The sequence below is a fragment of the Bacillus sp. JJ1474 genome (genome assembly GCF_036965225.1).
Taxonomy (GTDB): domain Bacteria; phylum Bacillota; class Bacilli; order Bacillales; family Cytobacillaceae; genus Cytobacillus.
In genome coordinates this window covers 1-3,867 of sequence record NZ_JBALPC010000303.1, presented here as the reverse complement: position 1 = coordinate 3,867, position 3,867 = coordinate 1, and the positions used below count along the sequence as shown (strand labels likewise).

Annotated in this window: 3 protein-coding genes and 1 riboswitch; of the genes, 1 reads left to right on the top strand and 2 read right to left on the bottom strand. The window is 37.4% G+C overall.

Annotated features, from left to right (window positions below; all coding sequences use genetic code 11):
* Positions 1-398 precede the first annotated feature (398 nt).
* A complete protein-coding gene (locus V7164_RS25045) occupies positions 399-809 on the bottom strand; it encodes a ferritin-like domain-containing protein (protein ID WP_335346697.1) in 411 nt (136 codons plus the stop codon).
* A 185-nt stretch (positions 810-994) separates the two neighbouring features.
* Entirely contained in the window at positions 995-1,594 is a 600-nt protein-coding gene (gene thiT, locus V7164_RS25040) for an energy-coupled thiamine transporter ThiT (protein ID WP_335346694.1), read from the bottom strand.
* Between the two features lie 66 nt (positions 1,595-1,660).
* Positions 1,661-1,763: riboswitch (TPP riboswitch) on the bottom strand.
* Between the two features lie 326 nt (positions 1,764-2,089).
* On the opposite strand from thiT, the gene V7164_RS25035 reads away from it, so the two are divergent.
* Positions 2,090-3,823, top strand: a complete 1,734-nt coding sequence (locus tag V7164_RS25035) for an AAA family ATPase (RefSeq protein ID WP_335355576.1) — start codon at positions 2,090-2,092, stop codon at positions 3,821-3,823.
* Positions 3,824-3,867 lie beyond the last annotated feature (44 nt).

The following is a 3,867-nucleotide window of genomic DNA, read 5'->3' as shown; positions in this document are numbered from 1 at the left end:
TTATGGGGGTATTTGTAGGAAAAAAAAAATTTTTTTTAATTTACCCGAAAAAGACTGGATGAAACCTACTTATTAAAATGTTATAAAATAGACTTTATTCAAGTCACAAATAAAAATAATCATTAATATACTGTAAAGTAAATTCACTGCTTAGTTCTTCATCAAATGATCAATAGAAGGTGTTCACATATGAGGCCTGAAGTAAATTCGTATGAGTTTGCAAAGGTTTTACAGTCAGCCCTAAAAAAAGGACAGAATGAAAATCACTTGACCTTACATGATTTACTAAGTGAAATCGCAAGACAACTAGAACCAATTATTAAAAAATAAGAAAAAGACATTAATAAAAACAAAAGAAATCGATCTTTTCTGACGATTTCTTTTGTTTTTGCCTGTAACTATTTTCGCTTGTTTAAAAAATATAAAAACCAGACGGCATGATTTTGTTCATCTGAAGCGGCTCGTTTGAATGCATTTTTAATATTTACATCTGTTATCTCATCAGACACACCTAGATAGAAGTCTACCGTTTCCTGTTCATCTACAAAGGCAAACTCAATCCCTTCTTTGTAAGTGTTTGGGCATTGTTCCACGATTTGAGGTTGTGGCTGCCTGCCTGTCAGATTTACATATAGTTGTGTAAATTGCTGTAAATGTCTAATTTCATCTTCTCGAATTTCAAGGATTTGCTTCCTTTCTATTTCGGTTGTCGCCAAATTAGCTATTTTCTGATAGCATTGGACAGCACTATATTCTCCATTAATGGCTTTAGTTAAATCCCTGAGCAATTTATCTGTTTGTCTGTACATATTTTTGTAATCGTAATAAGGATACAAACGAATACCTCCTTAGTTTTTTTCCTTATATACTATGAGATTCATTTTGGAAGTGATTATTAATAATGCTGATGTCATATCAGGATCTAGTCATTTCCGCCAAAGCAAATGCAAAAAAATACGCCTCTGATTTGCCAGAAGCGTATTTGAGAAAATATTTAAGAAACTTTTTTATGTGTGATGAGCAGCGTATTGTCTTTTCTAATAATCAATCGAGGCGCAGTTGATACTAAAAGGACAACGGCGATTGAGCATAATAGCCACGCTCCAATCATGGTAGCTCCATTTGCTGCAAACGAGAAGAGGAATGGCGACATGCCCTCTGGCGCATATTCTCCAAAGAAAATAACGCCTGCAATGAAGTGCCAGAAATAACGTGCCAGGCTGCCAGCAAAGATAGCAGCTATCATCCAGCCAATTGCTTTCTTTTTCGAACCGAATCTGATCTCTTTTTGAATAAAATTATAGAACAGGCCAGCAAATCCAATACAAGCAAAGGCAATAAAATACTCAATAAAGGCTTGAGTTGGAGTGGCGATCCATGCATCCCCCATTGCTATTTGCAAGACTCCCCAGAGCAAACCGGAAAGCAAGCTGACTTTTAACCCCCAGCGGAATGCAATAATAAAAATGGGAACCATTGCGATTGAAATAGAAACAGATGGTATTGGTTTAATCGAAGGCAGTAAATCTAAAACAATGGCAAAAGCTGCAAAAAATGAGCCTTCGATTAATGCGAGTAAACCCAATTTTTTCATAAAAAAATCTCCCCTTTTTTTGTACTCCGTTACCTCAAGGGGAGAATAGAAAACAACAGAAAAAACCTTCTATTCATGCCACATTCCTGCGCTAGAATTATCTAACAGGTTCGAAGGGTCAGAACAGTCTCCTGTTCACTCTCAGCGAAAAGCTCCCCTTGTGGTTACGTTTATGTAATTATGATTCCAACATCAGTATAGTATAGTTTCCAACATTTGTGAAGGATCATTAGCTTAATAATGGTTTATATCTTTATTCTAATAAAAAAGAGCAAAATATTGCATAGATTTGTTAGCGCTTTTCAATATTACACATTAAAACCATCACATAGAAACCTTCAATAATAATGTTCGCCCTATTTTGGCTAAATCCCTAACATAGTAGTCTTGAAAACATGTGTTAACCATTTTTTTCATCTTTTTACATTAAAATGGCACTAGTCCTTCTTTACTATGCTCCTTATAATAATAAGGTAACAGTAAGGAGGGAAAAAGTTGAAATTACAATTTAAAAAAGCTTCAACGATGGTACCGATTATTGTTGGTTTCTTGATAATTGTGGCAGCAGTTATATGGGCTGTTCAAGCTGGAAATAAAGAAGTAGCCATCCCCTTTTCCTCTGTTGAGAAGTTAATAGCCTCACAAAATGGAGAATTGGTTACAATAAACGAGCATAAAGATGGAAAGCTGACGATTGTGACGAGTGATGGTGAATATAAGTCCCATGTACCTCCGAATAGTCAGATAATCGATAAATTAGTAGAAAACTATAATGTTCAATATACATTTTCTTCAAGCAGTCCTTTTACACCTTGGATTCTTGGCGGACTAATGATTTTACTTGTAGGGCTTGGCGTTTATTTATATAAATCTGGTAAAGGCGGACTAGGTGCTGCAAACACCATGAAGGAAAGCGTATCTAAAGCAAGGCCCCTCCCTTCTATTTCTCTTGCTGATGTTGGCGGTATTCAAGGTGAAATGAAAGAGGAGATTATGCAAACACTTTCCACTCTCAAAGATCCAGACCGTTCATTAAAAATGGGCGTAAAACCGCCGAAAGGGATTTTATTATATGGACCACCAGGCACAGGTAAAACCCTACTGGCACAAGCTATTGCCAAAGAGATTGGAGCGACCTTCTTCTCTACTAGCGGTTCAGCCTTTAATGAAATGTTTGTTGGTGTTGGTGCATCACGTGTCCGTACATTGTTTCAAAATGCTAGAAAGCAGAAGCCAGCCGTCATTTTTGTCGATGAAGTAGATGCACTTGCAGGAAAAAGAAAACAGCATGGCGGAGAGGAAAGCGAAAAAACATTGACTGAGCTTCTTGTTCAATTAGATGGCGGTCATTCGAATGATGGAATTCTTTTCATCGCCGCAACAAACCGTAAGGATATGCTCGATGATGCATTCCTACGTCCTGGACGAATTGATTTCTCTTTTCATGTTCCACTTCCAGATACAAAAGGAAGAAAAGAGATTATTGACATTCATACGAAAAATCGTGTGTTAGCTGATGATGTCATAAACTCACTCGATGAGCTTGCAGAGAGCACTTCTGGGTTTTCAGGTGCGGACCTTCATTCTCTCTTTGAAACAGCGAGCAGACGGGCTGTTAGAAATGGTCAGGAAGTAATAGCTAAAGAAGACTTGGATTTTGCCCTAGATCGAACCATTCTAGGAAGTTCAACTAGATCTTTACAAGATCAGGATACAAAAAATCGTGTGGCTATTCATGAAGCAGGTCACGCCCTTGTTGCTGCTATTACAAAACCAGGTTCGGTTCGTAAAGCAACTATCATTCCCCGCGGGCAAGCGCTTGGTTATGTAGCGCCAATTCCAAAAGAGATGCATTTATCAACAACGAGCGACATGCTAGACCAAGTTGCTATGATCCTCGCAGGTGGTGTTGCGGAACGGATTTACCTTGGAGAACACAGCATTGGTGTAAGTGGTGATGTTCAGCAAGCGAAGAAGGTCATCGAACAAATGGTTGACACTGGCTTGCTTGAAAATGGGTTTACCCTTACTTTTAATAAAGTGGAAAAAGAAGTAAAAATGCAGGAGCTTTTCCAAAAAGCATTAGAAAAATCTGAACAACTCATCAAAAATAATAGTCCACAATTCGAAGTTTTAGTTCTAGCCCTTATGAAAAAAGAAACTTTAGAAGGTACTGAGGTTCAGGATATTGTAAATGGCGAGCAATTAAAAGATATGGCTATTGTCTAATTTGCCGACTCTAAATGAGTCGGTTTTTTTTTATTATTAACAAT